The 26849-nt window shown below is 59.8% G+C and carries 41 protein-coding genes and 1 tRNA gene; 11 read left to right on the top strand and 31 right to left on the bottom strand.

Annotated elements, in window-relative coordinates:
- Positions 1-153 precede the first annotated feature (153 nt).
- Genes FY251_RS11345 through FY251_RS11310 form a run of 7 tightly spaced genes read right to left on the bottom strand, consistent with a single transcriptional unit; the run spans position 154 to position 3989 of the window.
- Positions 154-1191, bottom strand: a complete 1038-nt coding sequence (locus FY251_RS11345; protein ID WP_148414959.1) for a site-specific integrase — start codon at positions 1189-1191, stop codon at positions 154-156.
- A complete protein-coding gene (locus FY251_RS11340) occupies positions 1188-1391 on the bottom strand; it encodes a hypothetical protein (protein WP_148414957.1) in 204 nt (67 codons plus the stop codon). Before FY251_RS11340 ends, FY251_RS11345 begins: the two co-directional genes overlap by 4 nt.
- Positions 1388-1567, bottom strand: a complete 180-nt coding sequence (locus FY251_RS11335; protein ID WP_148414955.1) for a hypothetical protein — start codon at positions 1565-1567, stop codon at positions 1388-1390. Before FY251_RS11335 ends, FY251_RS11340 begins: the two co-directional genes overlap by 4 nt.
- Positions 1564-1881, bottom strand: a complete 318-nt coding sequence (locus tag FY251_RS11330) for a hypothetical protein (RefSeq protein WP_148414953.1) — start codon at positions 1879-1881, stop codon at positions 1564-1566. Before FY251_RS11330 ends, FY251_RS11335 begins: the two co-directional genes overlap by 4 nt.
- On the bottom strand, positions 1878-3065 hold the full coding sequence (locus FY251_RS23110) for a J domain-containing protein (RefSeq protein ID WP_255516676.1): 1188 nt from the start codon (positions 3063-3065) through the stop codon (positions 1878-1880). The genes FY251_RS11330 and FY251_RS23110 overlap by 4 nt, the downstream gene beginning before the upstream one ends.
- Positions 3062-3703 (bottom strand): helix-turn-helix transcriptional regulator, encoded by a 642-nt coding sequence (locus tag FY251_RS23405; protein ID WP_148414952.1) that lies wholly within the window; start codon positions 3701-3703, stop codon positions 3062-3064. The genes FY251_RS23110 and FY251_RS23405 overlap by 4 nt, the downstream gene beginning before the upstream one ends.
- A gap of 4 nt (positions 3704-3707) precedes the next feature.
- Positions 3708-3989, bottom strand: coding sequence for a hypothetical protein (locus FY251_RS11310; protein WP_255516675.1), 282 nt, complete (start codon positions 3987-3989; stop codon positions 3708-3710).
- A gap of 108 nt (positions 3990-4097) precedes the next feature.
- Between FY251_RS11310 and FY251_RS11305 the strand changes: the two genes are divergently transcribed.
- Positions 4098-4376: a MarR family transcriptional regulator gene (locus tag FY251_RS11305; protein ID WP_255516674.1), complete on the top strand. Its 279-nt coding sequence runs from the start codon at positions 4098-4100 to the stop codon at positions 4374-4376.
- Positions 4377-4378: 2 nt separating this feature from the next.
- Here FY251_RS11305 and FY251_RS11300 read toward each other — a convergent pair whose 3' ends face one another.
- From FY251_RS11300 to FY251_RS11215, 18 genes are all read right to left on the bottom strand, one after another.
- Complete coding sequence (locus tag FY251_RS11300) at positions 4379-4651, bottom strand: hypothetical protein (RefSeq protein ID WP_148414949.1); 273 nt, start codon at positions 4649-4651, stop codon at positions 4379-4381.
- Between the two features lie 204 nt (positions 4652-4855).
- The gene (locus FY251_RS11295) at positions 4856-5866 is read right to left on the bottom strand and encodes a Cdc6/Cdc18 family protein (RefSeq protein WP_148414947.1); all 1011 of its coding nucleotides are present in this window, start codon (positions 5864-5866) and stop codon (positions 4856-4858) included.
- Between the two features lie 88 nt (positions 5867-5954).
- Entirely contained in the window at positions 5955-6440 is a 486-nt protein-coding gene (locus tag FY251_RS11290; protein WP_148414945.1) for a hypothetical protein, read from the bottom strand.
- Positions 6441-6485: 45 nt separating this feature from the next.
- On the bottom strand, positions 6486-6923 hold the full coding sequence (locus FY251_RS11285; protein ID WP_148414943.1) for a hypothetical protein: 438 nt from the start codon (positions 6921-6923) through the stop codon (positions 6486-6488).
- Between the two features lie 3 nt (positions 6924-6926).
- Positions 6927-7409, bottom strand: a complete 483-nt coding sequence (locus tag FY251_RS11280; protein ID WP_148414942.1) for a hypothetical protein — start codon at positions 7407-7409, stop codon at positions 6927-6929.
- Positions 7406-7786 (bottom strand): hypothetical protein, encoded by a 381-nt coding sequence (locus FY251_RS11275; RefSeq protein WP_148414940.1) that lies wholly within the window; start codon positions 7784-7786, stop codon positions 7406-7408. The genes FY251_RS11280 and FY251_RS11275 overlap by 4 nt, the downstream gene beginning before the upstream one ends.
- Positions 7786-10914: an Ig-like domain repeat protein gene (locus tag FY251_RS11270; protein WP_148414938.1), complete on the bottom strand. Its 3129-nt coding sequence runs from the start codon at positions 10912-10914 to the stop codon at positions 7786-7788. The genes FY251_RS11275 and FY251_RS11270 overlap by 1 nt, the downstream gene beginning before the upstream one ends.
- Positions 10911-11126, bottom strand: coding sequence for a hypothetical protein (locus tag FY251_RS11265; protein WP_148414936.1), 216 nt, complete (start codon positions 11124-11126; stop codon positions 10911-10913). The genes FY251_RS11270 and FY251_RS11265 overlap by 4 nt, the downstream gene beginning before the upstream one ends.
- The gene (locus FY251_RS11260; protein ID WP_148414934.1) at positions 11123-11323 is read right to left on the bottom strand and encodes a hypothetical protein; all 201 of its coding nucleotides are present in this window, start codon (positions 11321-11323) and stop codon (positions 11123-11125) included. Before FY251_RS11260 ends, FY251_RS11265 begins: the two co-directional genes overlap by 4 nt.
- Before the next feature lie 2 nt (positions 11324-11325).
- Positions 11326-11517 carry a hypothetical protein gene (locus FY251_RS11255; protein WP_148414932.1) on the bottom strand — a complete coding sequence of 64 codons (192 nt, stop codon included), beginning with the start codon at positions 11515-11517 and terminating at the stop codon, positions 11326-11328.
- Positions 11517-14213: a hypothetical protein gene (locus FY251_RS11250; protein WP_148414930.1), complete on the bottom strand. Its 2697-nt coding sequence runs from the start codon at positions 14211-14213 to the stop codon at positions 11517-11519. The genes FY251_RS11255 and FY251_RS11250 overlap by 1 nt, the downstream gene beginning before the upstream one ends.
- On the bottom strand, positions 14213-14809 hold the full coding sequence (locus FY251_RS11245) for a hypothetical protein (protein WP_148414928.1): 597 nt from the start codon (positions 14807-14809) through the stop codon (positions 14213-14215). The genes FY251_RS11250 and FY251_RS11245 overlap by 1 nt, the downstream gene beginning before the upstream one ends.
- The gene (locus FY251_RS11240; RefSeq protein ID WP_148414927.1) at positions 14796-14975 is read right to left on the bottom strand and encodes a hypothetical protein; all 180 of its coding nucleotides are present in this window, start codon (positions 14973-14975) and stop codon (positions 14796-14798) included. The genes FY251_RS11245 and FY251_RS11240 overlap by 14 nt, the downstream gene beginning before the upstream one ends.
- Entirely contained in the window at positions 14976-15530 is a 555-nt protein-coding gene (locus FY251_RS11235) for a hypothetical protein (protein WP_148414925.1), read from the bottom strand.
- A 198-nt stretch (positions 15531-15728) separates the two neighbouring features.
- The gene (locus FY251_RS11230) at positions 15729-16349 is read right to left on the bottom strand and encodes a hypothetical protein (RefSeq protein ID WP_148414923.1); all 621 of its coding nucleotides are present in this window, start codon (positions 16347-16349) and stop codon (positions 15729-15731) included.
- 10 nt (positions 16350-16359) lie between these two features.
- Positions 16360-16665: a hypothetical protein gene (locus FY251_RS11225; protein WP_115879963.1), complete on the bottom strand. Its 306-nt coding sequence runs from the start codon at positions 16663-16665 to the stop codon at positions 16360-16362.
- 9 nt (positions 16666-16674) lie between these two features.
- Positions 16675-17106, bottom strand: a complete 432-nt coding sequence (locus tag FY251_RS11220; protein ID WP_148414921.1) for a hypothetical protein — start codon at positions 17104-17106, stop codon at positions 16675-16677.
- Positions 17107-17127: 21 nt separating this feature from the next.
- Positions 17128-17439 (bottom strand): hypothetical protein, encoded by a 312-nt coding sequence (locus FY251_RS11215; protein WP_148414920.1) that lies wholly within the window; start codon positions 17437-17439, stop codon positions 17128-17130.
- Positions 17440-17656: 217 nt separating this feature from the next.
- Here FY251_RS11215 and FY251_RS11210 point away from each other — a divergent pair, with 217 nt between their 5' ends.
- From FY251_RS11210 to FY251_RS22565, 9 genes are all read left to right on the top strand, one after another.
- Positions 17657-17935 (top strand): hypothetical protein, encoded by a 279-nt coding sequence (locus tag FY251_RS11210; protein WP_148414918.1) that lies wholly within the window; start codon positions 17657-17659, stop codon positions 17933-17935.
- Positions 17935-18396 carry a hypothetical protein gene (locus tag FY251_RS11205; RefSeq protein ID WP_148414916.1) on the top strand — a complete coding sequence of 154 codons (462 nt, stop codon included), beginning with the start codon at positions 17935-17937 and terminating at the stop codon, positions 18394-18396. Before FY251_RS11210 ends, FY251_RS11205 begins: the two co-directional genes overlap by 1 nt.
- A gap of 10 nt (positions 18397-18406) precedes the next feature.
- Complete coding sequence (locus tag FY251_RS11200; RefSeq protein WP_148414914.1) at positions 18407-19255, top strand: hypothetical protein; 849 nt, start codon at positions 18407-18409, stop codon at positions 19253-19255.
- A 144-nt stretch (positions 19256-19399) separates the two neighbouring features.
- A complete protein-coding gene (locus tag FY251_RS11195) occupies positions 19400-19636 on the top strand; it encodes a hypothetical protein (protein WP_148414912.1) in 237 nt (78 codons plus the stop codon).
- Positions 19629-19817, top strand: a complete 189-nt coding sequence (locus FY251_RS11190) for a hypothetical protein (RefSeq protein WP_148414910.1) — start codon at positions 19629-19631, stop codon at positions 19815-19817. Before FY251_RS11195 ends, FY251_RS11190 begins: the two co-directional genes overlap by 8 nt.
- A 251-nt stretch (positions 19818-20068) precedes the next feature.
- Positions 20069-20350 carry a hypothetical protein gene (locus tag FY251_RS11185; RefSeq protein WP_148414908.1) on the top strand — a complete coding sequence of 94 codons (282 nt, stop codon included), beginning with the start codon at positions 20069-20071 and terminating at the stop codon, positions 20348-20350.
- A gap of 92 nt (positions 20351-20442) precedes the next feature.
- Positions 20443-20628: a hypothetical protein gene (locus tag FY251_RS11180; protein ID WP_148414906.1), complete on the top strand. Its 186-nt coding sequence runs from the start codon at positions 20443-20445 to the stop codon at positions 20626-20628.
- Between the two features lie 357 nt (positions 20629-20985).
- The gene (locus tag FY251_RS11175; RefSeq protein WP_148414904.1) at positions 20986-21207 is read left to right on the top strand and encodes a hypothetical protein; all 222 of its coding nucleotides are present in this window, start codon (positions 20986-20988) and stop codon (positions 21205-21207) included.
- Positions 21204-21344 carry a hypothetical protein gene (locus FY251_RS22565; protein ID WP_187367395.1) on the top strand — a complete coding sequence of 47 codons (141 nt, stop codon included), beginning with the start codon at positions 21204-21206 and terminating at the stop codon, positions 21342-21344. Before FY251_RS11175 ends, FY251_RS22565 begins: the two co-directional genes overlap by 4 nt.
- A 41-nt stretch (positions 21345-21385) precedes the next feature.
- On the opposite strand, the gene FY251_RS11170 is transcribed toward FY251_RS22565, so the two are convergent.
- Entirely contained in the window at positions 21386-22111 is a 726-nt protein-coding gene (locus FY251_RS11170; protein WP_148414902.1) for a recombinase family protein, read from the bottom strand.
- Positions 22112-22287: 176 nt separating this feature from the next.
- Between FY251_RS11170 and FY251_RS11165 the strand changes: the two genes are divergently transcribed.
- Positions 22288-22524 carry a hypothetical protein gene (locus tag FY251_RS11165; protein ID WP_147298802.1) on the top strand — a complete coding sequence of 79 codons (237 nt, stop codon included), beginning with the start codon at positions 22288-22290 and terminating at the stop codon, positions 22522-22524.
- A 313-nt stretch (positions 22525-22837) separates the two neighbouring features.
- On the opposite strand, the gene FY251_RS11160 is transcribed toward FY251_RS11165, so the two are convergent.
- The 5 genes from FY251_RS11160 to trmY all read right to left on the bottom strand — a co-directional run bounded on the left by FY251_RS11160 (position 22838) and on the right by trmY (position 26776).
- Positions 22838-24940, bottom strand: coding sequence for an Lrp/AsnC family transcriptional regulator (locus tag FY251_RS11160; protein ID WP_148414900.1), 2103 nt, complete (start codon positions 24938-24940; stop codon positions 22838-22840).
- Entirely contained in the window at positions 24937-25494 is a 558-nt protein-coding gene (locus FY251_RS11155; protein WP_148414897.1) for a hypothetical protein, read from the bottom strand. Before FY251_RS11155 ends, FY251_RS11160 begins: the two co-directional genes overlap by 4 nt.
- Entirely contained in the window at positions 25491-25958 is a 468-nt protein-coding gene (locus FY251_RS11150) for a hypothetical protein (RefSeq protein WP_148414895.1), read from the bottom strand. The genes FY251_RS11155 and FY251_RS11150 overlap by 4 nt, the downstream gene beginning before the upstream one ends.
- Positions 25959-26022: 64 nt before the next feature.
- Positions 26023-26095: transfer RNA gene (locus tag FY251_RS11145), tRNA-Pro, on the bottom strand.
- Positions 26096-26179: 84 nt separating this feature from the next.
- Positions 26180-26776, bottom strand: coding sequence for a tRNA (pseudouridine(54)-N(1))-methyltransferase TrmY (gene trmY / locus FY251_RS11140; RefSeq protein WP_148414893.1), 597 nt, complete (start codon positions 26774-26776; stop codon positions 26180-26182).
- Between the last annotated feature and the right edge of the window lie 73 nt (positions 26777-26849).

Genomic DNA, 26849 nt, shown 5'->3' with positions numbered 1-26849 from the left:
AGACAATCGTTTCAGGGGGACTCGCACACGCTACGCGGTGCTCGTCGGCGTTGAAAGGGGTAGAAATGGGCCGGCTCAGCGTACACCTAATCCCCAGACGGCGAGGGTGAGTAGCACTCTCACCAGAATTCAAAAATCCGGTCAGAGCGCCGCTCATAGATCGATTACTAGGTTGTCGATGTACTGGCGACGACGACGCTCCATCCGCTCGAAGGCGGTGGCCGCGTCGTAGTGCTTCTTGATCACGTCGATACCGGCGTTCACTCGCTCCGCGACAATCTCCGGAGGAAGTCCCGAGTCCAACTGCCAAGTAATCGACCCTGTCCGAATCTTGTGCGGCGACCTCGAGGACGGACACTTACTCGCATGTGCGAACTTGGTCATCTCACACGTGTCGGAATCCCGACCATGTGGGCACAGGTCGTGAAGACACGGGAGCGTTGCGAGATACGACCACATCCGGATAGTGCCTGTTTCCGGGCGACCATCCATGCTGGCGAGCAGCGGTTGGCGCTGGTGATCGTCGTGGACATCGTAGCGGTTCTCGTCTACGTACTCGCGGATGATTTGAGAGACTTCAGGCGGGATAGCTACCGGACGTTCACCATTTCGTTTGTTCTTCAGCGGTGTTCCAGTCTCGGGGCGGTGGCGGAACTCGATGAAGTTGTCTTCGAGCTGGAGATCTCGAAGGTCAAGCGCACGAATACCACCCTGACGAGCACCAGTGTACCACGCAAGTTCGAGGAAGACGTGGTTACGGCTCGCTCTGTGATGGTCACTCTGTCTGTAGAACTTGAGAAGCGCAATCGCGTCAGGCGCATCGAGTTGCGTGTCGTCAGAACGGTCATCCTCGTCGAGATCGGGAATCCGAACCGACTGGGAAAGTCCGTCGTCGACGGCTTCGAGCTGCTCTAGATACTCGAAGAACTTCCGAAGCGTCCACATCTCGCCCTCGAGCGTGGCCGGTGCGATTTCTGAACTCCGAACCTCGAAGTACTCGTCCAGGTCATAACCTCGGAACTGGCTCACCGTCTCGATACCAACGCCCTCGGCCCACTGAACGAACAGTTTCAAGCGGTACTTCCACGAGTCGATGCTCGCTTCCGTCGAATCGGCGCTACGACGGCGAAGATACCGACTGACAGCCTCACGAGGTTTGAGCGCGCCAGGGTCACGGCGGCGGTCACTCACGGCGACCACCTCGCGCGATGAACGAGGTGGCCGTCGACGAGCTCGGACTCGACGTCGAAGTCGTCCGGACCGACGCCGAAGTTTGAAGCGACCTCAGCACGGAACTCAGCTTCAGACGTACGAACCGACCGGATCACCCCCATAACGTGGTCGAGTTCATCGCAGGCGAGCGCGAGCCCGGTCGAGAGATGGTAGCTCATATCTCCATCACCTGCTGGACCTTCTCTCGCGGGACCCAGGTCGTGGTCGGGCCACCGCAGAGCCGGATGTAGTGTGCGTAGATCTCGATCCGGCCCTCGTGGCGAACGGGCTCGTCAACGTCCTCGTAGTAGTACGCAGTCCCGTTCTCGATAGCGGCGATCTGGTTCGAACTCATTCGGTACTCACCTCCGGTCTCTCGAAGGTGATCGAGCGAGCGTGGAAGCTCACCGACCCAATCGACCAACTGAACTGCTGCGCGAGTTCGAGCGTCGCCTCGATGGCGAAGTCGGCGTCTGGGTCGAACCAGACGATTTCGGAGCCGTCGCGGTCACACTCGATGTGGCGGACGCCTTCGAGGCCGCTGACCGTCTGGAGCCACTCGTTGATGTGAATCTCCTCGTACTGCAGCGCCTCGCGGATGAGTTCGCGACTGCGCTCGTGGTTCGCACCGTCGAGGGCGTCCTGCAGCGACGTGATCGCGGGCGTCATCCGAGCATCGCCTCCTTGGCCTCTTGCAGCTCGTTGAACAGTTCGAGACGGCCGCCCTTGTCCGGGTGACGTTTCTTGACCGCCTCACGGAACGCATCGCGAATCTCTTCGTCGGAGGCATCGGGCTCGACGCCAAGAACTTCGTGCGCGGGTCGCGGCGCTGCGACGACATCATCATCGGCCGGTGGCAACCGAGCGTTGGCGAATTCGCTTTCGCCGGTCGCGACTGGTCGGTTCTCCATCTTCCGCTTCTCCTCCAAGTAGAGGCCCACCGCGCGGACGTTGTCGCGGAACTCCGAGTAGCGGTCGCAGGCGACAGCGAACTGTTCGCCGTCCTTCGTCCAGCGGACGACGAAAGACGGGTCGTCAGGGTTTGCCCGAGCGTATGGGCGCTTGTCCTTCTGACGTTGTCTCGCGTCGAATTCGTAGTCGAAGTCATCGACACCGATGCGTTTGAGCGACCGTTCGAGCCGGGTGAACGCGCTCGTGAGCGAAATCGAGAACTTCGTCGTTGATTCCCGATCACTCGGCGGGGTCCGCTCGAAGTTTGCGGGCCAGTTGATACGGCCGCCATCAGTCTCGATTCCGTCGCCACGATCGACCCCGGCGAGATTGTACTTCCGGACGATGACGCCGGAGTTCGCGTCAGCGGCACGCTTCGAGCCCGCAATCAGCGCGCAGCCGATCGCTTTGGCTTGGTCGGGCGCGAACGTCGTCGAGAACGAAACGCTCTGGAACTCTTCGGCGACCTCGAAGATGACGTTCTCTGTCGTCGCCTCGACGTAGAGCTGGTTGACTCGGTCGGAAAGTTCTGCACTCACACCTCCCTGCGCGGTGGTCGGTTCGACATCGAGCGCGACGTGCATCTCCTCGGCACCGGCGTGCTCTTGGGCTTCGGGGAGTGGCGGTTCCCACTCGCGCGGGTTCGACGGCGTCTCGTGCGCGAGTCGGCGGTAGAGCGTGTCCAGCGAGATGCCGAGCGTTTCGGCAACGGTCTCGAACGCTCCGAGCGAGGCTTCAGCGTTTCCGCCGTCGGTGGCGACGCCGTCGCCGCGGTCGACATCATCCTCTTCGTCGTCGAGGTCGTCCCAGCGCCATTCGAGGTCGTCTTCTTGTCGCTCCATCAGCTCGCAGTCGCGGCAGAGCCGGCCCTGACAGCGCGACCCGCAGATGTCGCAACTCATTGCCGCTCACCACCGTCGGTGACCGCTTCGGCGAGTTCGAGGCCGGCCAGCGAGGCCATGTGCTCTGCCTCTCCAGCGACCATCGCGCGGGCGGATGCGGTCGATTCGTAGGCGTTCGTCCGCTTGTCGAGTTCGCTCTTCTCGATGATTCCCTGTTCGACGAGGTCGTCGAGGTTGGGGTAGAGGCGACCGTGGTTCACCTCCTTGTTGTAGCGTTCCGAGAGCAACTCTTTGATACCGAGCCCGTAGGGCTCTCCTCCTCGCTGCTCGATTTCGATGATGGCCTTCACGACTTGTTGCTGGAACTCGCTCAGGTCCAGCCACCGAACGCCGCCATCGGCGACGATGCGTTCCGAATCGGCGTCGTCCTGTGGTTCGGCTTCGACGCGTTCGACCTTCCAGCGGACGGGCGTTGATGCGCCGGTGTTCCACTTCGAGACTTCGAGGCCGGGTGTGTGGATTGGGTCGAAGTCATCGCGACTGCCGTTGATGCGTCCAAGCCAGTACCCGACTTCACGGGTTCCGAGGTCGGTGCTGTTGGAGATGCGCTTCGCAGTGACGACGGTCCATTCCCCGATGGTGAGGTCGTTGCGCAGATGGCTGACGATTCGGTCGAGGTTCTCGGCGTTGTAACTCATGGTGTTAGTTCTCCTGCGCGATGTCGCTCGCGCGGACGTTCGGTAGGACGCAACCGCACGGTTCGACCGTGCGGCTAAGGGGGCCGCTCGCGGCGAAGCCCTCGATGGGCGTGGCGCACGTGGGGCAGTTGTTTGACGCTTCGTCGGGCGTGTCGCGGGATTTATTCCGTGCCCGCGAGAGCTTCAGTTTGGTCGTCATTGTGGGTGACGGCCCGTTGCTCGGGTCCTGCTGGAACAGGAGCCCGGGCGTTTTCCGCGACCTGTTGGCCACGGTGAGAGTCGTCACTACCGACAATGATAGCCATCCAATATAAAACTTTGTAGCTATAGCTACATTCCTATTATAGCTATATCTACAAAACTTATTTCGCAACGCTGTTATTTTAGAATAGTAATGAGTTTGCGTCTCAAGGAAATGGTTGAGCGTATCTCGTGGTTCAAAGACGGAGTTGACTACGAGATCTTGTTGTTCTACGAATCCTATGATATTGGAGCGACAGCAAAGGTAGTGGCATACAACATCGACTACGGTCAGAACTACGTCAACGCTCGAATGAAGAAGATGGAGCGTGCTGGCCTGTTTTCCAACGAGGGTGGTGTCTATGAGTTGACTGACCTCGGCAGAGAGTTCCTCGCGGGCAACGTCAGCGAAGACGAGCTGCCGGAACCGTAGCGTCATTCCCTATCAACCTCCAATTCAAGAAAGACCTCGCGCATCCACTCTGGCTCGTCGGGATCGTCGACGCGACCGTCGGTGTCGAACGCATCGATGAACGTCGCCTTCTCGTTGCTATCGATTCCGTAGACCCATCGCCGGCCATCGTGATGGACATCGAGCCTCGCCGCGTAGTCCGCGTCAGAAGTAACCTCGATGCGGACCACGAAGCCGCTCAGCAACCGCAGTTCTCGACTCGTTCCGTTCGGGCTACTGCCAATCGTCGTCGACATACCCGAGCCGATGAGTATCTCCCTTAAACGATTTGCAGGGTGATGAACGAATAACCCGATTCGAACGGACTACTCTGCTGTTTTCATGAGCGTGAGGCTTTGCTACCAGCGTTTGGCCAAATGAGCGAATGAACGAATAACCGCGCCGTCTGCCGATTAGCCCGATGAACGAATCCGCAAGATTTGCACTTAGGGTTCGACCAGTTAGGGCTCGACCAGTCGGTAGCGTGTCCCTTTTGTCGCCCCCTCTTTCGCAATGAGCCGGTAGCGTTCGAGCGCGCCGAGATAGCGGCGGCGCGTTGGTTTCGATTTCGCATCTCCGACTCTCGACTCGTACCGGTCGTGCAACTGCTTCGAGGTCACCCCATCGGCACCACCCTCGCGAATGATGTCGTAGAGGAGTCGCTTGTGGGTGGAGAGGCGTTCGACGTTTCGCTCGTGAACTTCGACTTCTGCCTCTTCCGAGACCTCGTCGATGAGTCCCGGACTAAGTGCATCGAGTTCTCGGACGTCGGCGAGCTGGGCCGCCCGTCGAAGCTTGGTAATTGCGAGCCGCGCGTCACCAGCCGCCCGGTCCGCGATGTGCTTGATCGTCGCTTCGTCGACAGCACCGAGAACGAGGCCGTGGTCGACACGGGCGCGGATGATGTCCGCGAGTTCGTCGTCTCGGTATTTTTCGAGGACGACCGACGCCGCGGCGCGCACCCGTGACTCGACGCGCATATCGAGCGTGGACAGAAAGGCGTCGTCAGACACACAGACCATCATCGTCGTGAGATTCGGGATATCGTAGAGCATCGCGATGAGCGACGGATCGTCGAGGACATCGACCTCGTCGAGGATAGCGACAAACTGCTCGTCCGAGTCGCGGACCTTATCGAGATATGCACTGACTGGAGTGTTCCCACGGTCAAATTCGAAAGCAAGGTTAGCGTCTCGAAGCAACGAATGGAGCACCGCGGCGTTCGTCGAGTTCGAGATGCAGTTTGCGTAGGCCGTTCGAACACCCAGCGAGGCTCGCTCTAACTCTCCAGCGACGAATCGAGCAAGAGTCGTCTTCCCCGCACCGGACGGTCCCGTGATGAGGATATCCGACCCTGCTTCGCCGTCCTCAATCGGCTTCAAGAGCGACGAGAGGTGGCCGATTTCGGCGTTCCGGTGTTCGAGGTCTGCCGGAACGAAATTGTCCCGAAGCGCTCGGGCGTCTCGAATCATGTCTCTCTGATTCGAGGATGAGGGTTTTGAAGAGTTGGATAGTGGAGTGAAAGTAAAAGTCTAAGCGAATGTGACCTACCGCTGGCTGTTAGCGGCTGGTCGAGGTCGTCAACCAGATCGTGATACTTCCGATGACGAGCAAAAGAACTGGAGAAAGACCGATTTGGAGGTAGACATCTCGGATGAGGGTAGTCGGCAAAAAGTCGAGGCTGAGGCCCCCTGCCTCGATAGCTGGACCAAGCATGACATAGGCCGCGAGCAGGGCGAGTGCGAAGCCGACGAGTTGGACCACTCGAAACAACAGGAACTTAGCACGGAGCCAGATCAGCGAGGCAGAGATCTTCATTCGGTCGTTACGCGCCTGATTCTGTTCCTCTTTTTCCTGCTGTGTCGGAGGCGAGTCAGCATCCACGTCGGGGCACCGCTGTACCGGAGTGTCGCGTGCAGTACTGCCAGCGTTACCCATTGACTCCAAATCCATCGGCTTCGGCTTTCGTTCGATTCGCTCCCTATATTTCTCAACAGCTTCTGCGGATGGTTTCTCAGGAATATCCCCCTCTTCCTCGCCAGTCATGGTTTCTGATATGTTTGCCGTGTCAAAAATATTCGGACAGTTGAGCTACTGGACAGACTCACGTCTCTCATCGAGGCGGTCGACGGCGACGACGAGCGACCGTGAGATGGCGAACCCTCCGACACCAGCAACGACGACAGTGCCCACGTAGCCTCCAGGGACGACGCCCGACCCTCGAAGGGTGGTCGCAAGCACCAGCACCGCAAGCCACGTCACGCCGTTCTCGGCGCTCTCACGGACCACGTCATCATCGACCCCGTGTCGGTGGTAGCCGAGGGCGACGAGGAAGACAATCGCGACGATGAGGCACTTGAGCACGAGGCCCAACCACTCGGGCGGCGCGAACATCAAACGGACCAGCCACTCGGGACCGAACTGCGTGCAGACGGGAACGCCGTCGACGACGACCGTTGGCTCCGTGCAACTCTGAGCGGCGGCGCTGGTAACCTCTGGCCCGGATGTGGGGAGTGGTGTGACCGGCATCGCTCACCTGAACGCTCGAATTGCGACGGTCGAGAGGACGATTCCGACGCCCATCACGACAATCGCCCACATCCACTGCGGCGCGAGGCCGACCTCAACGATACCGGCGGCGATGGCGGTCGCCAGCGTCGCACCGCCGACAGACCCGACTCTGGTCCCCATGACGGTGCCGAGGAAGACGGCGAGGACCATCAGACCGGTGACGAGAGCGCCGGCTTGGGCGCTCCCGATAGTGTTCGCGGAGCCCCCGCCAATGACGAACGGACCGATCCGCGTCGCGATGTTTGTGATATTGTCGAGCGTCGGGTCTGTCCGGCCGTCGAGCCATGTGTCGACGGAGACGTTCGACGAGCTGTTCGCGTAGTACGGTGCGGTCTCGTTTATCGTCGTGTTGTTCGTCGTGGTTTGCGCTCCGGCGACGCCGACGAGCGCCGTCGAGGCGAGTATAAGAACGACGAGCAGTCTGAGTGTGGTGTGTCGGGTCATGATGAGGTCCTGATGAGTCTGAGCACGCTCCCGAAGAACGCGACTGTCGGGATGCCGCCGAAGATGAGGACCACCTCAAGCGGAGCGTTAACACTCAGAAGCGTGGTTATCGGCCAGAACAGGAAGCCGATGAGATTCGCGAGAATATTCCACGCGGCGATGAGCCCACCGCCGCCGATGGACTCCGCGGCCTCCTGAATGGGGCCGCCAAGCCCTTCGAGGTTGTCGGCAGTCTCGCGGTTGACCTCGACCTGCTCGCCGGGCGCGTAGTCGATGAAGACGCCGACGATGCCGGAGTCCTGCCAGGCAACGACGCCACCGCCGAACATCATCGCACCCATCACGAAGTAGACGAGGAGGATGTTCGAGAACCGCATCAGAGACCCCTCCTAAGTGCCGCGAAGGCGATAAGCGACATCCCGGAGACGAACACGATTGGGATACCGACCCACTCAATGATAGAGAAGAACGCGAGGGTCCCGACTGCGGACACGCCCACGAGCTCAGTCGACGCGGGGAATGCGCGTGCGACCCCCGTCGCGACGAGGACCGAGACGATGACCGAGAGGAAGGTCGTGAACACACTGAGGTTCGGGTCTGGAACCATCGAATCGACCTGTCCGAGCACCGGCAAGAGACCGTATTCGTTCGTGAACGACTCCCTGACGAAGAACGTCTCTGTCTTCGAACCAGACTCACCGGCCGATGAGGTCCAGTTGACGATTACAGTGACGTTCCCGCCTGCACGCCCAGAGAGGTCGAGCGAGGGCGAGATGGTGCCGCCAGTAGCCGACGTCGAGTTGGTCATGAAGAGCCGCTCCTCGGTAGTCGAATTGCGATAGACGACTTCGACACTCCAGGAGGTGAGTTCGGAACTCTGGTTTTCGACCGAGGTGATGACCTGCGTGTTCGAAACGGCTGAGAGGGACCGGACCGATGGGTCGAAGACGATGCGGGGAGCGTCGAGAGCGAGTTGGACGTCGCCGTCCTGCATGACTTGGATGCTCTTCGTTCCCGACGCGAGCGGGGTGTACGACCCGACGACCTTCTCCTGACCTGTTCTGGTGTTCCGGAGGATAAGTCTGTGCCGAACGTTGTAGGCTAGCTGAGCGCTGTACTCTCCGGTGGCCCCGAAGTAGTCGCCTTGGACTGTCTCCCACGAGCCGTTAAGTGACCGCTGGACGATAAGGACTGTCTCGGACTTGTCGAACTCTCCTGAGTAATCAGAGAGTGTGATTAGGTTGTCGACGTGCTCAGTGCTCTCGTTTAGGAGATAGATGGACTGACGTTCGAGGAGTGACCCCACAAAGATCCGTCGCGGCAGATAGCCGGGAGCGTCCGCGACGACAACGAACGACTGGTCAACCGGAAGCCCCTCTAAAGAGATCGTTCCGTTAGAGGTCGTTCGTTCGATGACTTGTCCTTGGCTGCCGTTCTCGTAGTAAAAACGGAGGGTGACCGGTTCTGATAGGTTCGTGAGCTTCTGGGTGGGAGAGGATTCGTTGTAGATTGTGAGGTTGGACGGGACTGAGAACGTATTCGTCTGTGACTGAACGGTCTGACCGTATTGATCCGTGACTCGGACGAAGACGGTGTTTTCGCCACCGACTGCACCTGCGAAGTTGAACGATGCAGTGCCGTTCGAGGTCAACGTGTCTGTCCCAGCGGATTCGTTGTTGACGAAGAACTCGGCAGTGAGTTCGTCGCCTTCGAACGCGAAGTCCGAATCCGTGAGGTTGGCAGAGAGTGTGATATCACGGGACGATAGCGACGTATTATCTGGTGGCGAGAGACCTGATATGTTTGGGTCGTAGTGGCTAATTGCGAACGAAAACGATCCTGAACTGGACGTGTAGCCGTAGGTGTCAGAGAGCTCCACGTGCCACGAGTGGTTTCCGTCTGAGAGCCCTGTCGGCGTGTATGCGGCCGTCCCATTCGAGGAGATCGTATCCGTTCCGACGCTTGAGCCGTCTACGAAGAACTCCGCTGTCACCGTATCTCCGTCTCGCGGGAAGTCCGGATCCGCGACGGAGATCGAGAGCTGTGGTTCCGTCGTGTGGAGCGTCTCGCCACCGGACGGATCCGCGCTCGCGTCGTCGGCACTCGGCTCCTCGTGAGCAATTTCGAAACTCCACGTGGAGCTCGTCGTGGTCCCGCCGTAACTGTCGGTGAGGACGACGTGCCACGAGTGGTTTCCATCTGAGAGCCCCGTCGGCGTGAATGAGACCGACCCCGCAGCCGAGGCCGCCGATTCGCCCACTTTCGCACCGTCCACGAAGAACTCTGCCGTCACGGTCTCGCCCTGGCTCGAACCGAACTGTGCGTCCGACACGTCCACCGAGAGCGTCACGTCCGAAAACCTCGAAATCTCCCCACCGCTTGGGGATGGATTCGAAACCGTCGGAGCGTCGTTCTCGAAGTAAACTGCGTCTCGATCCAGACTCACCGTCGGGTTCGAGCCAGTCTTCTCGAAATGCACCCGGACACGATACTCGCTTGCGCTCGTCCCCGAGAGATCTGCCGTCTTCGTCCCGCTTGTGGAGTACGTGCTCGTCGTCACGTTCGACCACGAGCCACCCGAATACGCCTGCCACGTCACCGTGGCATCCGCGTTCGAGAGAGTTGGCAGGTCAACATGACCATCTGTCGGCTCATCGACAAAGTGAGAGTCTGAGAGGTACGTCCCGCTTGTCGATTCACTCACAACACGGAACTCATCGAAGGATACACCGTCGCTCGTTGATGCACCGAGCCCGTTGTAGAGTCCGAATCCGATGCCTCCGTAGTCGTCATAGTCCGTGTTTCCGGTGCTAAGAGTTGCCAACTCAGAACCTGAGCTATCCGAGAGCGTGATCGTGGTTGTCGATCCCGTCCGGTCTATCTCATATTCATACCATTCGTTGCCGGAGAGACCGAGACTCGTCGAATCAAGGGTCGTTCCAGACCCTCCCGAAATTTGGGTTAATGTGAGTTCGTTTCTCCATTCGGTGTAGGAGACTTGGTATCTGTTATCTGGATCTTGAACACCGAATGAGACGTGGAATGAACGGTCATGAATGGTTCCAGGATTAACGTTTACCGTAGCGACCTCCCCATTGTCGAACGTCTTTCCGTCGACACCAGAAGGTGCAAACGCAGCCTTTGAAACGTCGTCTGTGCTATACTGGAATCGAAGGGAGCGAGAGCCATCCGTCGCTATCTGGTTTGTTATATACGGGTCCTCAGGTGCATCACCTGATATCGAGTATTCGGAGAGATCTCCGTCTTCGAACGAGTCGATTAGTTCAGTCGAAGCCAGCGATATCGACGCATCATCGCCGGTCCCACTTATGCTAAGACCGGAGAGGGTTCCAGCCTCGAAGTCGCTCGCCGTATCGTGCTCGGATCCGACCCCGACGTTCGTTCCTGCCGCCGAGACGGGCGCGACGCTCACGACGAGTAGGGCCATGATGACGGCCAGCGCCGCCGTGCGAGACGGCCAGCGATTCATAAGTCGCATCTTCACACCCCCTCCGTCGCTTTGAACCAGATGACGGACATGAGGACCAGCGTGAGCAGCGGACCAATCAGCAGGAAGAGGTACGCCTCTCCAGTCCCTAACTCTCCGGCGTTGGCGTCGAGGCCGTTGTAGAAGACTGGTGCAAGCGCACCGACGAACGCGAGCGTAGCAGTGATGTAAACGACATCGGGGACTGTAATCCGGCCACGGTCCATCATCGGCCACTCACCCCGACCGAAATGACGAGTGCGATGAGGAGCAGTGGAGGGATCAACTGCATAAGTAGCGCAGTGAGTGGATCTGACTCCGACGAGACCATCCCGATGAACTGGTAGATGTACGGTGCGAGCGCTATCACGGCCACGAGGACGAAAAAACCCATAATCGCGTCGACCAGTTGCAACTCTCCGCGCATGGTCAGGCACCCCCTGGTTGCATCCACGAGCCGAGGAAGACGAGAAGCATCGCCGGGAGTACGAGCCCAGCGATGAACTGGAACTCAAGGGGGAGTCCTGGGAGACGGTCGTTGAGAAACCACATCCAAACCGGGATGATCGCAACGAGCCCAAAGAACGCGAACAATGCCAGCGGGAACGAGTACGGGCTCATCAGAACCACCCCAGGCCGCCGAACCAGTCGTCGGTCTCTTCTTCATCGCCATCATCGATGCCGAAGCTCCCGAAGCCGAGTAACGATTCGACGTCTTCGATTCGGTCTCTCGTCTCGGGGTCCCCCCGCACCATCTCGGCGGTCGGGAGTTCGCCGTAACCGAGACCCCCTCCGGCAAGAGCGGCGAGCTCTGCCTGCGTCAGTGGGTCTTCGTCGCTCTGTCCGGAAGTTGCGATGTCAGTGACCGTCTCGGAGTACCATCCCGAGGCGAACCTGTCCTCGGCAACGCCACGGACCCCAACGCCAAGACTGGATCCAAAGTTCCGGGTGTCATCAGCGTCTCCAGCTCCTCGACGTGGCCGTCGACCCTTGTCGAATCCGATGTCGTAGCCGTATCCGTAGCCATCTGCTGGTGGGGTCTCGTCGGCGACAACGTTCGGGTACGGCGCTCCGTAGCCGTCAGGAGCCGATGTCTCCGTCGCGGTCGGCGTTGTGGTAGTCGCCGCAGTCCCGATCTCTCCGATAGTCACCGACTCAGTACCAACATCGGTCTCTGGAGTTTGGTCAACAACGTCAGCGGGTTGTTGCGACTGCTGTTGGTCGGCCCCGACGTCGGTGACGATGTCGTCAGTAATCTGCGGCCCCTGATCTTGGGCCGTCCCAGCACCACCGAGTGGGGGCGTTTCAGGGCGCGACGACCCACCGCCAAAGCTTCCGACGTCAACGTTGACCGACGGCTCTTGAACAGACTGCGTTGCGTCCATGATATCGGATGTCTGACCGGCGGTTTCGTCGCCACGAACAACCTGGACCGGCTCCCAGTTCTCATACTGGTAGCTTCCCTCATCAACATCGACGTAGCTCTCCGGTGGTTTGTTCGAGAAACCCTGCCGCTGAGAGCGCTCCATCTCTCGAATCGAGTCCGCGAGTGGGTCAGTTCGCTCCTCCTCTTCATCGAGCTCTTCTTGACGACTGCGAGATGCGAGTTCAGCGGCAGAGATAGTCAGAACGTCGCGCTGACTATCATCCGGAACATCGACTTCAGACTGCCTCATTTCACCGTCTTCCGGCACGTTGACCTCTGACAGCGATTCAGACTGTTCTGGAACGCCGACTTCTGACGTGCCGGATGCTGGCTCTGCCGGAACATCGACTTCGGGTTGTCGGCCTTCCTCAGGGATGCCGAGCTCAGCATCGTTTTGGTTGAGCAGAGCGTCGGCAGCGAGTCCGGCGACAGCGATGCCTCCGAGAGTCACCGCACCACCGACCGTCGAGGCGGGCTCGGGTGCGATGACCCCCGCGGCGGCCGCTGTTGCGACGCCTTCTTTGTTATCTCTCAGGACACCAACAACATCGTCTGAGAGGTCTTCCTCAGTGTAGACATCGTCGCCTGGTGTTATCCGGCGATTGATGTCGTCTATGGCGTCTCTTGCCCCGTCTCCATACTTCGAGATGGGTCGGAGTAGTGCCTCCTCACGCTCGCGACCGGCACCACGAAGGAATCCAACAGGGTCCTCAACAGCTTGCTCCCAGTCGATTGCGTCGCTCGCACGGTCTGCTCTCTCAACAGCCTCTGAAACTGCGTCTCGCTGTGTCTGCTCAAAGTCGGAGGCGATTCCACGATACCCCCCGTCTTCGGTCCGTCCAGTGATCGTGACGTCTCTCGCCCCGACTCCGGCTTTATCGGCAAGAGCGTCTCGGGCACGTTCGCGTTCTCGGGTCGATATCTGTCCCGTTGGACTTTTGGTGAGCTGAGTGTCCTGTGATGGGACTGGTGTTTCCTCTGCGGAGGGTCCCTGCTTCTGTCGTTTCTTCGGTTTGGTCGCGTCCTGGAGAAGTTCGTCTTCACTCTCGTCCCCGAATGAGAAGAAGCGACGATACGTCGAGTCGCCGTACACTGCTTCGGCAACGTAGACGTCGTCACTGGACTGTGTGACGGAGATCTGATTCGGCTCCCCGAAGTCATCTTGGACCGTCTCTTCGACGAGAGTCATCTGCCGTTCGTCACTATAGGACCCGGTCGACTCGTTGTACCGGACGGCGTCGAGGTACTCGATGCCAGACCCAGTCGTCCGTGCACGAGCGTTGTCCCTGAGGTTCTGGAGCCGATCTGGGTCCTCAAATCGGAACTCTTGTCGATACTCGCGGCCGTTGGACACGTACTCCGCAACGACTCCCGAGCCATCCCCTGCCTCGCTGATCGAGACGTTTGACGGATCGCTGTTCTGGGACAAACGATCTTCGACAGTCTCGAACCGGTTTGGCGAGTCGGGGAGAACCGTGGTTCCTCTGTCGACAGTCTTTCTCTGCCGGTCTCGTGCATCTCGGACAGCCCGCTTATACTGTTCGACTGCCTGTCGGTCTGTCATCTCTTGTGGACTCGTCGATGACGATGACGACGAGGAACTGTCGCTACTCGACCCCGAGGCGGGTTCACTTCCAGTTTGGTACCGGTCGCCTCGCCGCTGGGATTTCCGCTGTTCGACGATCTGTCGGTCGCGGTCCCGATCTCGGTTGCGGTCCCTATCGCGGTCCCGGTCTCGGTCTCTGGATGATGACGAGCTCGATGGGCTTGACGACGAGGACGACGTTGCTTCGTCTCGTGCATCGCGGACGTTCTCGTCATACTCCTCGGCGGCTTGCTGGTCCTCTTCACTGCCTCCTCCGGAGGAGTTGAGGACGTCTCGGAGTCCCATCAGAACCCACCTCCAACACCGAACGGATCGTCAAACTCGAACATCCCACTGTCCTCACCGTTTGACTCTTCTTGGTCGTCGTCCTCGCCGACCGATCCAAGGCCAACACCGACATCGAACCCTGCCCCCATGCTGTCTTGTCCGGGGACGCCAGCGCCGTAGACGAGGTCGTCGACTCTGGGCTGGTTGTCACCACCGGCAGAGTCGACGTTTGCTCCGTCGCTTCGGCGGCCCATCGCGAAGAAGCCGGTCTCTTCGGGGGCAGTCACACCGTCGAAGGTGGCATCGACAATCGCTCCCGCGGTTGCAGCTTCTTCTGCACGCTGGGCCATCTCTCGTTCGTCTGCGGTCCCCCGCGATGGGCGGGGAGAGCCACCTGACCCGGACTGTCTGAGCGCTTCGACGATGCGTCGCTTGTCGACGTTGTCGAGTCGTTCCTTCGCTGCTTTCGCTCCGCGCGTTGCGACTCGGCGGGCCGTTCCGTCGTCGTCCCATCCGCTTCCGGTGAATCGCTTTTTGATTCTGTCTGTCCGAGACTCCTCATACTGGGACCAGTATGAGTCGTCCTGTGAGCGGAGACGATCACGGATTCCCATCGTCATCACCTCGGTCGCCGGTTTTCGCTTCGATAGTTGACGAGAGATCTTCGAGACGCTGGGCCTGCGCGATGAGACGTGTCCCTGGTGGGAGACTCCGCGAGCGGTGCTCGTCGACCGCGATGAGCATGAACCGGGAGTTCCGCGAGATTCGCTGTGAGGACATTCAGATCATCCCCTGAATGAGCGCGAAGGCGACGATGGCCATCATCCCGTACATGACGAGGTCTTTCGGGTTGATGTCGAGTCGCGACAGGAGGCCGGGCGGACTGGTGGTCACGCGTTTTTCGAGGTACTGCGTGAGTGTGTCGGCCCCGATGGAGTGTCGAACCGGCTCGCGGAGGTTTATCGGGTCGGCTTGGCCTTTTTTGTGGACAACGGTCCACATCCCGGTCTGCGCGGATGGGACCATCGCGTTCCGCGGGAAGAGGTAGGTCTCTCCGTCATGTTCGTATTCGAGGATTCCGCCTCCCTTGGCCTTCGGCTTGATAAACCTCGGCCGTGGGAACTGCGAGTCGATGAGAAGCCACTCGATGTACCCCTTGTTCGCGAGTTTTTTACGCTTCTTTTCGTACCGTCGTTGCTTGATCGCGGTACCGAGGAAGCCGAATCGAGACTGGCGAACGTTCGGCGGCATCATGGTTGGCTCGCTGTCTTCGATGGAGTCTGTGGGTGCCTCGTCGGGAAGAGCGGCGACAGGATCTGCGTCTTGATTACTCATCGACCACACCTCGTGATTGGGCCATTTCACGGACCTGTTGAAACACACTGCTGAGCTCCGGTTTGAACGTGTAGTACCCCCCGAAAATGATAGCAAGATAGACGGTACCTGCCATAGTCTCTGGGTCGCCTCCATTCGCTGTCTTGGTGAGATGCAACAGCATCGCAAAATTCAAGATAGTGAGTCCTTCTCCGATCCTCATCGCGACTCACCCCGATTACGGCTGAGGATTCCACCTTTTTTCTTGCCGTCGTCGTTCTCGCTGATGACGTGGCGGATGCGACCGAAGATATTGTCGATGAGGCGGGCGTCACGAGACCTCGATGTCTCGTGGCGTGCCATCATCATCCGGTAGAACGGATTCGTCCATTCCCCGGTGAGACCAGCGTGGTCTTCGAGCGCGGCGGCTTTCTCTCGGTCCGGGAGTTCTTGCCAGATGACCTCTCCACGCTGGCGGATGTCGTCTGGCGAGTGTTCGAGGTCATCGATTTCGTCGAGAGGCTTCCAGTCATACCGATTCTCGTCTTCGGTCCAGTATGTCCAGCCGTTGAGTGCGAGCTCGATTTTGGCTTCATCGATAGCACGTTCTAGGATGGTCTCAGAGAACGCCGCTTCGGCGAACAAACCGGACTTGTAGCTCTCGATTTGTTGCCACATCTCGGAATCCTTGTAGTTACCGAGCCCGAGATTAGCGTCCGACAGGAACTGGTCTCTGTCGGTGGATTCGATGGCCTTCTCCATCACTTCGAGGCTGGATTGTGGGCCTCCACTCCGCTGCTTGTCAGGGATGTTCAGGTTTCGGGATTTTGATTGAGTCATGGGTTATGGGTTATCTGAAAGAGTCGAGACTCCGAAGCACGAGTGCGCCACCGGTCAGCATGACCAGTGAGCCGAGTGGGAGTCGCGTGGGTGTCTCGACCGGGGTGTAGTCGTAGTTGATCTGCGTCTCGTTGGCGTCGACGGCGACCTCCGTCTTGCCGCTCTGATACTCAAGCGTCGTCCCGGTGACCATGACGCCGACTCCGAAGACGATGACCGCACCTATGAGTGCAATCTCGTGGTAGCCGGTGACGTAGCCAACGATGAAGACGCCAATACTGAGCGCCAATAAAAGGGCGAAAACAGTGAGGAGCATGGGGCTACCTCAGAGTCCGTCCATAGCTTTGGCGGCGAGCACTCCGAGGATGAGTAACGCGACGAACAGCGGGATGAGACCGGTGATTGTGGTCGTTGAGCCGCTGGTCGCTTGATAGTCGTAGCTCACCCGGAGCGCCGCGCCGTCATCGATGCTTCCGCCGGATAGAGCGGTCACGCTCGCGGAGTTATCGTCGAAGCTGTAGTCCGTCCCGGCAGTAGCTGTCGTCCAGCCAGAGCCGTTGTCGTAGTAGACGGTTTCAGAATCGGCGACGACCTCGTAGCCGTCGAGGTCGACCGCGGTCCCGACATCGGCAGTGGCGGTCTCGTTGACCACCGACTGCGTGCCGGTGTTCCCGGTGACGACGTTCGAGATTGGCATGAACAGTGTCGCCGCTATCGTAGCGGCAATCAGAACTGCTGCAATCCCTTTTGCGTTCATAATAAAGTACCCTGGTGGTGGTTAGATGCGGCGCATGAGGGGCGACGCGAGGGCGATCAGAAGGAGCAGCGCCGCGAAGAGCGGCAGCAGTCCAAGAATCGTTGCTTCGGTACCGGTGACGTTCGACGACGCGATTGCGTCGTTGACCACCGGGATGAAGACCTGAATCGCGACGATAGCCGCGATCATGAGGCCGATGAATAGTCCGACGAGGTTGGTTTGACCTCGGTCGTAAGCATCGTAGTGGGGCTGAGCGAACGCTTGGAAAGTTCGGAACTCTTCGAGGGCGAGTTCGCCTGCGAGCGCCATGAGCATGAGCACCGAGTAGAACATCTGGAGGATGCTACTCGATGCGCCGGATCGTTGCCGCGAGAATTTGGATCTGGTTGAGGTTGACATGTTGGGTGCCTCCTAAACCGGGGTTTCAGACAAGGACATATAGTATTTCTGAGCAGTTGAGCAACCATTGAGTAGTGGCTGAGTAGCAACTGAGCAATGTCTGAGCAGATTGCTCAGAAGTATTACCTCGGTTCGCTAGAACGTTATGAATATGGCACTTTCATCAAAACATCGAGGAAGTGGTCCGGTCATCAAAAGCTTCGGTCTGTTCAGACTTCGGGGCAATGAGGAGAACACCCACGTGACGATTTCGAAACGGTTGGACACAGAGCCGTTTCCCACAGAGTTGTCGCGAGGTCTCCGTGCCGAGTTAGTCATCCCGGACGACGATTCAATTCCGTATCTCAAACTGCACCCGGTCCTTGAGGAAGACGAGGTTGACCTCGACAATATGAAATTACGGCGGATGTGGGAATCGCAGGTGGAGTGATGACCGACTCGAATTCCGAAAAGCGTGGGACGCGGTGGGACGGCTACTCGAACTACGAAAAAGTCTCCGACCGCTATGCTCGGGCGGTCGACGACGCTCTGAACGCATGGGCGTGGATCGACGCGGCACACGCGGAGGACGCTCAAATCCGGCCGGAAGACGCGGCCGAGGCTCGGTCGCTCATCAAAGCGGCCGCGTTCCGTCTCATCCCAGAGATGGAATACGACAAGGAAGACGTCGACCTGTACGGCGAGATTCTCGACCGCTGGCTCGGTGAAGACGGATTCATCGAGCGGTTCGAGTCGGTTTCGCTGACGACCTCGTCGCCGGGTTGGATGCACGAGTTCATGCTCGACATTCGACGCGCCGGATGGGAAATCGGCTACTTGAAAGCTGGACGGACGCAGAAGGAAGAGCCCGAAGACAAGGTCGAGGCGGAGACCTCGGCCATGTTCACATGAGGTGACGAGGATGGAGAAAATTCAGCGATGGGTTGAGAAAATCCACGAACGGCGGATCGAGAAACAGTACGACGCAATCGTCCTCGTCATCGCAGAAGAGGGGGACGGGAAGTCGACGCTGATGAACCAGCTGACGTGGCTCTGGCAGGATGTCCGCGGCCTCGACCCGACGCCCGAGTCAGTCTTGGACCGAGTTGTCTGGGGCGAGCGAGACGAGTTCAAGCGCACGATGGCAACCGCGCCAGAACGGTCTGCAATCCCGGTCATGGACGCGGCACGTGCACTCTACAAGCGCGATGCAATGGACAGCGAACAGAAGGATGCCGAGAAAGACCTTCTCGACGTCCGGACGAGCGAGTACTTCATCATGCTGGGGTATCAGGGCTACGACGACATCCCGACGACTCTTGCGAAACGTCGGGCACTCGCGGCACTCAAAATCCCTCGAAACCAGCGCGGCAAGCTCCGTGGTTATTCTCGTGAGTCGCTCGACGAGAAATGGGAGACTGGTGAGTGGCCGGAGCCGGACATGCGCGACACCTTCCCATCGCTCGAAGGAACGGAACTCTGGGAGGTGTTCAAACGCCGCGACAAGAAGAGAAAGGCCGAGCGAATCAATCCTGACGACGACGAAGAGGAGTCGGAACTTGATCTCGACCCGCGCGAACTCGCTCAGGAGATCGTCGACGAAGGTGTCGGGCGCGTGGTGTCGATTCACGGCGGTAACAAGCAGCCGTACATCGCGTCTGAGCTCATCGAGGTTCACTACGGTGCTTCGATGCGGAACGCGAAGAAGGTGAAATTGATTCTGGAAAACAGACCGGACGTCGACTTGGAACGATTCGCGGAGGAAGCCTGAGATGACACCGAGCACTCACACACAGCACACACCCCTATTGACTTTTGCCTATATTTGCGCACTCGCGCTGTACGCGCGCCTGCGCGCGCGACCCCCGGTCAGATTCGATTCCGGGATTTTCTCGGATTCTGGTGGTGGTTTTCGATGAGTTCGACGAGTCTCTCACTACGGTTCGAGCGTTGGCAGTATCAAGTGACGATGTACGTGTCTGTCTTCGCGATTGTACTGTTCTACACCGGCTATCAGTCCGGTATCGCGCCGACTGTGACGGGGTCGCTTACTATCGTCGGCTTCGTCGTCACGCTGGTCTCCTCAAGTGGAGCCGCGACCTATGCGTTCGACGATCTCGTCAACATTGGAGTCGAGGAGGGCGATGACTGATGTCGATCCGAGTGTCCCAGTCATCGAGACGTTCATCAACATCGTCGCAGTCGTGCTCGTCGTCGACGTCGTCGCCGACTGGCTGGCGTTGTCGGATGACGTTCACCTCGTTGTCGCCCTGGTCGCGATGGCGCTCGTCCTCGCCTTCGTCAAAGTCAGGGTTGAGCGTGGGGTTCGGTGAGTCCACGCGCGCGCAGTCAACGTCTTGGCCGATAGAAGTGGTCTTGGCGATGATGGGTATCCTCATCTCCCTCGTCGTGTCCCAGCTGTGGTCCGTGATAGGGCCGGTGATTGGATGACTGATCTTGTCGTCCCGTACATCTGCCCCGAGTGCGGCCATGACCGCTGGGTATCCGTCCAAGGCGAAGTCGGTGGTCAGAAAGTGAAGTGTCCGAACTGCGGGCACGAAGATGAGCTCCGGGGGCCAGGAAGATGAGCGACGCTGTAGTCATCGAGGGCGACGACGGCGAGTTGCTTGTTGAGATGCCATACCGTGAGGCCTGCAAGGAGTACTGCATCGGCTTCTCTTATGCAGGCTTGTTGCTGGTTGCGGTGTCGAGTCTGGTGTTCCTGACGGACGCACCCGAGTTCTGGCTGAGAGCCGCGAGGTTCGGCTACATGGTCGGCATCTCGATTGCTCTTGTCGCGTTCGTCGCCGGCTACACGGTCCCGTGTCGGTTCTACGAGCTAATGGAGGATGAGCCGGATGTATAACGAGCAAGAGCGTACTGTGGATTGCCCCCACGTCGATGGCAACGGTGCATGCATGAATTGTCTCACCAAAGCTGACGCGAGAGGTATCGAAGATGAAATCTGAACTCCCAGACCGAAGCAATGAACTGGGTGTCACGATGCTTGCGAGCGTTCTCGTATTGGTAGGGGTCGCTAAGCTAATCTCGATCGAGGTTGCCGGTGGATTCGGTGTGCTGTCTCTCGCAGTTTGGGGCATTTACCTCTCACATCCTCACGTTGAGGTGAAGGAAGTTGACTGAATCTGAGCCCGACAGACACACTTCACGCATTGAGAGATGGGCGGTCAACAATTCTCAGCGAGTTCGATTAGTCGGGGGATTTATGATGATCACTGCAGCCGTTGTTGGCGCGTTCCACCACGTGATAGTTGGTTCAGTCCTCAACGGATTCGTCGGTGTTCTCGCGATTGGTGGCTGGCCAGCTCTCAAACGACTGGTTCGGTCTCCACAGATGCAACTCCGTCACTGGTATCACGTTATGGTGAACTCGCGACGATTCGAGCACTGGGTGCGTCCTGACGGCTCGGTTGAGGTTTGCGTGATGCGGCCATACCTCCGGAACGGATGGTACTGGAAAAGTGATCGAGGTGGTCGTCGATGAAGTCTAAACTCCTTGGTGCAATCAAGCGAGATCTTCATCGCCCTATGGGGGGATGGATTTTTGGTTTTATGACGATCCTGACGGCGCTGGCAATCCCAGTCTCCGATGTTATCGGCCTTTGGCCGGGACCCTCTTGGTCGGCGACAGTAGGGGTGTTCGTGATGCTGTTCACGCACATTATCTGGGGCGCAGCGGGCTACTACCCGAGGAGAATATGATGGTGGTAGACTCGGCGTCGGTGTTCAGTTCGTTGCCATGGGGGCTCTTCGCGCTTGTCTTCGTTGCGATAATTCTGCTCGTGATTTACCACATGGTGTTCGTTGAGCGGTTCGGGTACTGGGAGGTCCGCTTATGAGTTCGGTGCGACCGCTTCCGAGAACCGACTATTTCCGGAACTCAAAGTCCGTAGAGTTCTGCGCGTTCGAGTGAGCGGTTGATTGTTCTTCTCGACGTCCCGAGTTCCCGAGCAGCCTTCCGCTTCGAGAGCGCGCCGTCATCGACAAGTTCGAGGACGGCACAGACTCGGTCGAAGCCATCGGCCTCGATGAGGTAGCCGTCGTCTTTCTCGAAGCCGAGTGGAGCGGGTCCGTGATGATACTCCTCGTTCGCCATGCGCGTCTGAATTCCTTCTTTGGTCCGTTGCTTCGCGATGTCTGCTTCGAGCTGGGCGAAGACGCCGAGGAGTCGGAACATCGCGTCTTGGTATGGGTCACGCTCGCCGGGTACCAGGTCGAAGTTCTCGCTGATGATGTGGAGTGCGGTCTCGTTCTCCTCGACGATCCGTTCGGCAGTCTGGTCGAGATCTCGGATGGAGCGAGACATCCGGGAGACGCTATGAACGACGACCGCGTCGTGGTGTCCGTCGCCGACGTCGTCGAGGAGGTCTCGGTAGCCGTCGCGGTTGGTGTTGGTCCCGGTTGACTTGTCGAAATATAGGGTGGCGTCTCCGAGATGGATCGGCGAGGTTGCAGCACCGGCCTCGATTTGCTCTGCGACCTCTTCGGGAGTGCCGGGCGTTTTGAGGTTCGATCCGAGGTCGGCGGCAAAGTTGAGCGTACTCGTGACTTGTCGAGCGAGGTTCTGGTCAACGGTCGAGACGCGGGCGTAGCAGGCGACGTCCATGCACAGGGTTTCGTTGTATTAAACCTAGACAGTTTCGCCCAGTCTGTGCGATTACGAGTGTTCTCGCACAGGCGGAGAGACGGCATCGCGCGATGACGACAGCGACTGAGGACCACACGGATCATATGATTTCGTCGACGGGAACATATATTCCGTCTGGTCCTCATCAACACAACATGGCGAAACACACAACGAGGGACAAGATTTGGTCCACGGCGTTGCACGTCGCGCATTCGCGGAAAGATCGAGAGATACCAGCTGACCGTGAATTCGGCCATCGTGAGGTGATGGAATCACTCGACGTTGAGGTGAGTGAGAAGACCGTCCGCGACTGTCTCCAGTCGATTCGTTCTGAGGGGTGGCTTAGGTCACCCGGAACCGGAATATATCACGCACCCGGTGCGCACGACTGACCTCTGGCGTAGCGAGTCGCCGTCTAAATTTTTTCGCGCGGGCAAGCCGCGCCGAGTAGGCGCGGCGACCCCCGTTTCATCTGTTTCATCTGGAGTCTGCGAAGCAGACTCCGGTAATCTTGGAGTGTGGCTCTTTAGCCACACATCTAACGGAGAATCAGGGGGGTCCCCCCGGATTCGGAGTGGCGCGGTCGCGGCGCTGGTCGAGGCGAGACGACGCCAAGAAAAATGCAGTCGCTAACGCCCTGAGAACACAGACATTCTTGCCGGTACTAACGTCGGAGAACAGCGTTGCCACTCGCGAGACCAGACGTCAGCCGATGAGCTGACGCATCTGACCGAAGCTGTACGTCAACGGCGCGGAGGTATCGTAGGCCTCACCGACGACGTCGAACTCACGGACGAACTGCCGCCAGTCGTTTCCGGTCACCTCAGCCCACTTCGCCGCGCCGGTTCGGAGGATTCGCTTGACCTCCTCACGCGTCGCCTGCGGCGCGAGTTCGAGAAGCTCTCGACCATCGTCGCGTTCCTTCCGGTCGCGGACGTAGTTACGGAGCCAGCGCTCCCACGGGCCGTTCCCATCGCCGTACGTATCCGCGCGGATGATGTCGTCGGTCGCCTCTTCGAGCGTCGCCGAGACCGAGCGTCGAGCGGACTCGATGTGCTCGACGATCCCCTCGGCGATGTGCTTCGAAGCGAGCTCGACGTGACCGTACTCGTGAATCACGAGATCACCGAGGCGCTTCAGCGCGCGGTAGACAGTGTCGATGTGAACGCCAATGCGCTCGGCGAGTTCCGCTGGCGCGATGTGGCCTCCGTCGGTCACCAACTCGTCAGCAATCGACACGTCGGTCTCGTAGAGGTTGTTCGCGGCGGCGAACATCCGAATCTCGTCGTCCTGTTGCTGGGCGATCCGCGGCAGTGGGTTGTCGATGACCTTGACCATCCGCGCCTCGCCGTCGACTTTGAAATAGTCGTCCGCGACGAACTTCTGGTGGTCCGGCGTCACCGGCAGGTCAGACCAGTTCAGGACGTTCAGTAGTCCCTCTTCGAGTTCCTTGTGGAGCTGGTCGACATCCGAGAATCGAAGGGTGTCGTCGAACAGCGAGTTCTGATAGGAGACGCCGATCTTCGGGTTTTCGAGTTCGGTCCCCGCGACCGCTTCGGGGTTCTTCATGTGGTAGTGCTTGAACTCCTTCGGGAGCTCGTGCCCACCGACGACCTCAGCCGCGCGCATCGCGCAGATCGTCGCCGTGTGGTAGTAACCGGCGCACTCGCGGTCGTCGCGAACAGTCTTCGAGTAACCGCTCCGCTCGCGACCGAGAATCAGCGAGATACGATGGAGCGTACCGTCGAGTGCGAACACTCGACCGGTCTCTCCCTTTTTCGCACGGACATACAGCTCGGCGTCGGTCACGTTCGACGACTCGTGAACCTGTTCGGGCGCGAGCGCCTCGCAGTCGATGCTGGTGAACGAGTTCCAGCCGAACTCCTCTTGTCGCTCGCGAAGCTCGTGCAGTGCCTCGAACAGGACGTTGGGGTACTGGTCGAACTCGAAGTAGCTCCCGCGCGTCTCGACGTCCACGCCGAGGATGTTGTGCGGGTTCGGGATGTTCTTCCCGCTCTTCGAGGTGATTCCCGGCCACCGCGGGCGAACACGGAAGTACGCGCGCTTGCGGTTCTCGTCCTTCGCGTCCTTGAACGACTGGTAGGCCGCGGGGTAGACCCGGATGAGGAACTCGGGAACGTCGTCGAGTCGCCAGTCCCACCGACCGAGGTCGGTACTGTCGTCCGGCGTCGCGAGACCGGGGTTGTCGGCGTAGCCGAACTCGACGTTCCATTCTTCACCGCCAAACTCGATACCGGCGCGAAGGTTCCCATACTCCTCGAAATCGTGCATCTTGTAGAGCGAGACGAGTCCGAAGTACGTCGACAGCGAGTCGTCCCACTTGAGATAGGCGCTGAACTCGTGCGGTTGCGGGAGGAGGAACTTCCGCAGGCCCGAGACGGCAGTCGACGAGTCTTGTCCGCGCATCGTCCGCGCCCGGACACCGCGCTTCTGACGGCGCTCGTGTGCTTCCGCTTCCGAGCAGGCGTAGAAGTGGTCCTCGCGAACGTCCTTCCGAATGTGGGTGTCGCCACAGAAGCGACACTCGCCGGTCGGCTCTTGGTCGCAGTTCCACTCGTGTTCGCGCGTGGCCTCCTCGGTCTCGAAAGTCCGCTGGCAGTAGCGGCAGGCGGCGACGAACTCGGGCATCTCGAACTCGACGTCTTCGGAATCATCGTCGATGGTCGAGCCGGGCTCGTAGCCGTTGTCAACTGCGGACGCGACGGTGTCGTCGTCGTCCGAGGTGACGACGTCGGCCTCGTCGAGCACGGAGAACTCCGCGACGACCTCGCCGGTATCGTCGCTCACCGGCGGTCACCTCCGTAGGCGACGCGAACGTGTTGACTGAACCAGTCAGCAACCGACTGCGAGGAGTAGCCGCAGATGTCGCAGACGAGCACACCGACGACCGACCCACGACGCCACTCGTGGCGTCCGTCGTCGCAGGGGCCGTCCTGCGTCCGCTGTCGGAGTTCGTCGAGGACGATGCGGCGATGGTCGAGACGGTCGTCGGAACGCCACGAGACGAGCCAGACGGGGCGCTCGTCAGCGTCGGACTGCACCGTCGCGAGGACTTCCCGCGGGCCGCTCGACCGAAGGTAGCTCCGGAAGCGCGTCTCGAAGTCGGTCGAGTGCCACGAAATCGCGAGCGCGTTGTCGACGCCGTCTGCGTCGGCGGCCTCCTCGACGCGAGCTCGCGCGTGTTCGAGAGACTCGGGTGGCGCGAGGTGCGGAAGCGCGCGGTCGACGAGGTCGTCGGCCCACTCGGGGACGTCGCGGACGATAGCGAAGACTCGCGCGCGGTCGCTGGGGACGACGTCGCCGTTCGCGAGCGCGGAGAAGTAGGTGCCGCGCACGCTCATCGCGACTCGACCTCCTTCGGCGCGAAGACCTGCGTCCAGGTGATCTGCGCGTAGTCGGAGCGCGTCTCCCGCTCGACCCACGAGAATTCGAATTCATCGACGAGCGTCGCAGGGACGACCTTCGCGACGATGATGTCTCGGTCGGGAGTCGGCGCGCAGACGGCGAAGAGGTAGACACCGCCTTCTTCGAGGAGGTGTTCGTGTTGACTGCGACGAAGCAAGAAGCGCCCGCGACGCTGGGCTTCGCCATAGACGACCATCGCGCTCTTGATTTCGACGATGGTGCCGACTTCGAGGAGACAGATTCCGACGAACGGGAGCTCTCGACTCGGCGTCAGCAGTTCCGTGACGATAGCGTCGTGGTGTTCGTGCTGGCTGTCGGGAACGTGCCGAAGCTCTGGGTGGACCTGAACGACCGTCGATTCGACGGTATCTCCCGCCTTCCGAGAGGGCGCGAGACTCACGCGGACCACCCCGAGCAGTGGCTGGAAAGTGTAAGAAAATGCGGGAAAAGGGGTATATACAGTATGGGCCGGCTCAGATTCGAACTGAGGTTACGGCCACCCGAAGGCCGAAGGATACCAAGCTACCCCACCGGCCCGCATTTTGAGGCAAGCCACCGTCGCGTTTAACAGTTGTGATTGCGGGCCACCGTCAGACGACGTGACACACCGCCGACCCCGACTCAGTACCGCGAATACCCGGCTGTGTCGAGGTAGTTGTGCGCCACCGTAATCGAGTGGTCGGCGTGGAGAATCTCCGGGCCGAGTCGGACCCGCTCGTCGGCGGCGGCCGCCAGCGACTCGGCTTCCTCGTCGGTGAAGTCGTGGTGGTCCGAGAGGACGAAAAGCGGGTTCTCGGGCGGGTCGACCTGAACCACGGGGTCGCCGTCCTCGTGGAGTTCGACCACGGTCGCGTCGCGGGCGGCCTCCTCCAGCGTCGTCTCGAAGCCCATCCGGCGGATGGAGACGCCCGGCGACGACTCGGCGGGCATGTGGCCGATGGCCTCCTCACGCTTTTCGAGCGCGTTGCGGATCAGGGCGGCGGTGGAGCGCTCGTCGGGGTTGAGCCGGCGGAGTTCCGACCCCTCGAAGCGGACGGTGTACTCGTCGCCGAGGACGAGGTGGACGCGAACGTCCTCGCGGATGTCGTGCGAGAGGAAGAACGCGGAGTTGACACAGCGGCAGAGCACGTCGAGGCGGCCGGCCCCGCCCGCGATGTCGTCGAGCGAGAAGTCGGGCGTCGTCGGCGCGTCGTGGCCGATGACGATGAATTGGCGCATGGATCCGACTCGGCGCGTGAGGGTCTTATCGGTGTTCACTCGCGCGGGGCCACGGGAGGCGAGCGCCGGGGCG

This window comes from Haloferax sp. KTX1, assembly GCF_902410085.1.
GTDB classification, from domain to species: domain Archaea; phylum Halobacteriota; class Halobacteria; order Halobacteriales; family Haloferacaceae; genus Haloferax; species Haloferax massiliensis.
This window is presented reverse-complemented; position numbering and strand designations above follow the sequence as displayed.